The organism is Desulfovirgula thermocuniculi DSM 16036 (genome assembly GCF_000429345.1).
In the GTDB taxonomy this organism is placed as follows: Bacteria; Bacillota; Desulfotomaculia; order Desulfotomaculales; family Desulfovirgulaceae; genus Desulfovirgula; species Desulfovirgula thermocuniculi.
Genome location: NZ_AUBR01000107.1, coordinates 1 through 2870, shown reverse-complemented (window position 1 = coordinate 2870; position 2870 = coordinate 1). Strand labels below are relative to the sequence as shown.

The following is a 2870-nucleotide window of genomic DNA, read 5'->3' as shown; positions in this document are numbered from 1 at the left end:
GGCGTAAGCCATTTTTACCTCGCAGGTCCTATTATACCACATCCCTGACAAATTCACTGACGAATTTCACCTGACATTTTCACTGACTCTTGACAGGGCCTTAAAACCAAGTTACAGGTGCAATTATACTTTCCTCAGCGTCGGTCAGTTGTTCAGAGCTTGAATCGGGGCGGGAATGCGACCGCCCCGGGCAATGAAGGCAGCCGAACTGAAACGGTATACCGGCATCACGGGCGCACGTCCCAAAAGCCCTCCGAATTCCACCCAGTCTCCCGCCTTTTTGCCCGGGGCCGGGATAATGCGCACCGCCGTTGTTTTCCTATTCACCACGCCGATAGCCGCTTCGTCGGCAATGATGGCAGAGATGGTTTCTGCAGGTGTATCACCGGGAATGGCGATCATGTCCAGCCCAACGGAGCAGACGGAGGTTAGGGCTTCCAGCTTGTCTAAAGAGAGAGAACCTGCCTTTACCGCCTCGATCATGCCCGTGTCTTCGCTGACGGGGATGAAGGCACCGGATAACCCACCTACGTAGGAAGAAGCCATGGCTCCTCCCTTTTTTACAGCATCGTTTAAAAGGGCCAAGGCGGCAGTGGTGCCGTGGGTCCCACAGCTTTCCAGGCCCATGGCTTCCAAAATGTCCGCCACGCTGTCACCGATGGAAGGAGTAGGAGCCAGGGACAAGTCCACAATGCCGAAAGGGACGCCCAGTTTCTGGGAAGCAGCCCGCCCCACCAGCTCTCCCATCCGGGTGATCTTAAAAGCGGTGCGCTTTATCAGGTCGGAAAGGGTCCCCAGGTCCGCATCAGGGTACTTTTTTACGACGCTTAGCACGACTCCCGGCCCGCTTATTCCCACATTGATGACGCATTCCGGTTCCCCCAAGCCGTGAAAGGCCCCGGCCATAAAAGGGTTGTCTTCCGGTGCATTGCAGAACACCACCAGCTTGGCGCACCCTATACCGTCCCGTTCTGCAGTAAGTTCCGCCGTCTTCTTTATGATCCGTCCCATCAGGGCTACGGCATCCATATTTATCCCGGCTCTGGTGGTGGCTACGTTGACGGAGGAACACACCCTCTCGGTGGTTGCCAGTGTTTGGGGAATGGCGTGGATAAGGTTCCTGTCGCCTACCGTAAAACCCTTGTGTACGAGAGCAGAGAAGCCTCCTATGAAATTGACCCCCACTTCACCGGCAGCCCGGTCCAGCACCCTACCTAGCTCCACGTAATCCTCTACATCCAAGCCTTCAGCTATCAGGGCAATGGGGGTCACCGAGATGCGCTTGTTGACAATCGGTATGCCGTAGTCGCGCTCGATCTCTTCGCCAACCTCTACCAGCCGGCTGGCGTAGCGGGTGATCTTATCGAAAATTTTTTGCCCTATTTCCCGTACGTTATCTCCACGGCAGTCGCGCAGGCTTATGCCCATTGTAATCGTCCGGATATCTAGATTCTCCATTTGTACCATGCGGATAGTTTCCCAAATCTCTTGACTGCTGAAGGAAAGCGGCACATTGATCCTCCTCTAACCTGCAAAGTAGCCTAATACTTCAAATGGTTAAATGCGGTGCATGAAGTAGAAAACCTCTTCGTGCTGGGCGTTGACCTGAACGCCGATCTCTTTTCCTTTTTCGGCCAGGCGCTCTTTCAACGTGCCGAAATCCACGTTGCACTGGGAAATGTCCACCAGCATGACCATTACCAGGAACTCCTGCATGATAGTCTGGCTGATGTCCAAAATGTTTGCGTTGGCAGCGGCCAAAACGCCGGTAATCCCTGCGATTATACCCACTTTATCCTTGCCCAGGACGGTAACAATAACCCGGTTGTTCTTTGCCGCGTTCAAAAAGAACTCCCCTTCCTACTGCTCGTTTCCCCACATAATCATGCTACCATAGCCACCTCCACTGGGCAATCCTCAGAGCTGAGGGTTCGCCCCAAGAAGTGCCAAGCATTTCCTTAAATTTTTCTTTTAAGCACGAGCTATTTGGCCAAGCACCTTTCTTCTTTTCCGGCCATAGTATATAGGCGTGCGAATCCTTTGGGGGAGGGGTACCATGGGGCCGGCACTCTTGGCGCTGGTAGCTTTGTCTCTCATCAACGGCTTGGTCATCCTTGTCTGCCACATCGCGCAAAACAGCTTTCCCAAGCCGCTTTCCGAAGAGGAGGAGGCCTACTACCTCGCCAGGTGGCGGGCCGGCGACGAGGCGGCGCGGCAGATACTCATTGAGCGCAACCTGCGCCTGGTAGCCCACATCATTAAAAAATTCGACCACACGGAGGAAGACTTTGACGACCTCATCTCCGTGGGGACCATTGGGCTGATTAAAGCCGTAGACACCTACGACCCCGAAAAGGCCAGTCGCCTGGCCACCTATGCTTCCCGCTGCATTGAAAACGAGGTGCTCATGTACCTGCGGGCGCGAAAAAAAACGCGCGCGGAGCTTTCCCTGTATGACCCCATAGGTACGGACCGGGAGGGAAACGAGATCAGCTACATCGACGTGCTGGGCACCGACCCCGAGGCGGTAAGCGAAATGGTGGCCGGCCAGATGGAGCATGACCGCCTGTGGCAGCAGCTGGCAAAGCTCACGCCGCAGGAGCGCAAGGTGCTCGTCATGCGCTTTGGGTTAAAGGACGGCGCGCGGCGTACCCAGCGGGAAATCGCCCGCCACCTGGGCATCTCTCGCTCCTACGTCTCCCGCATCGAAAAAAGGGCCCTGAGCAGGCTTTCGGAAAAATTTGCTTTTATAGAAAACCCCGCCCGCCCGCTGACCTGAGTGATCCCCAGCTTTTAGAAGGAGATATTAAGCGAAAAGGGCAGGAAAAAAGGATTCTCCCCCCGAAAATTAGCTGTTAAGGGAGGAAACA

General features: G+C 54.9%; 3 protein-coding genes. 1 reads left to right on the top strand and 2 read right to left on the bottom strand.

The window, feature by feature from the left end; genetic code table 11:
* Positions 1 to 144: 144 nt before the first annotated feature.
* Positions 145 to 1512: a PFL family protein gene (locus G454_RS0114885; RefSeq protein WP_027719210.1), complete on the bottom strand. Its 1368-nt coding sequence runs from the start codon at positions 1510 to 1512 to the stop codon at positions 145 to 147.
* Between the two features lie 45 nt (positions 1513 to 1557).
* Positions 1558 to 1845 carry an ACT domain-containing protein gene (locus tag G454_RS0114880; RefSeq protein WP_027719209.1) on the bottom strand — a complete coding sequence of 96 codons (288 nt, stop codon included), beginning with the start codon at positions 1843 to 1845 and terminating at the stop codon, positions 1558 to 1560.
* A 211-nt stretch (positions 1846 to 2056) separates the two neighbouring features.
* Between G454_RS0114880 and sigK the strand changes: the two genes are divergently transcribed.
* Entirely contained in the window at positions 2057 to 2779 is a 723-nt protein-coding gene (gene sigK, locus G454_RS0114875; RefSeq protein WP_035108088.1) for an RNA polymerase sporulation sigma factor SigK, read from the top strand.
* Positions 2780 to 2870 lie beyond the last annotated feature (91 nt).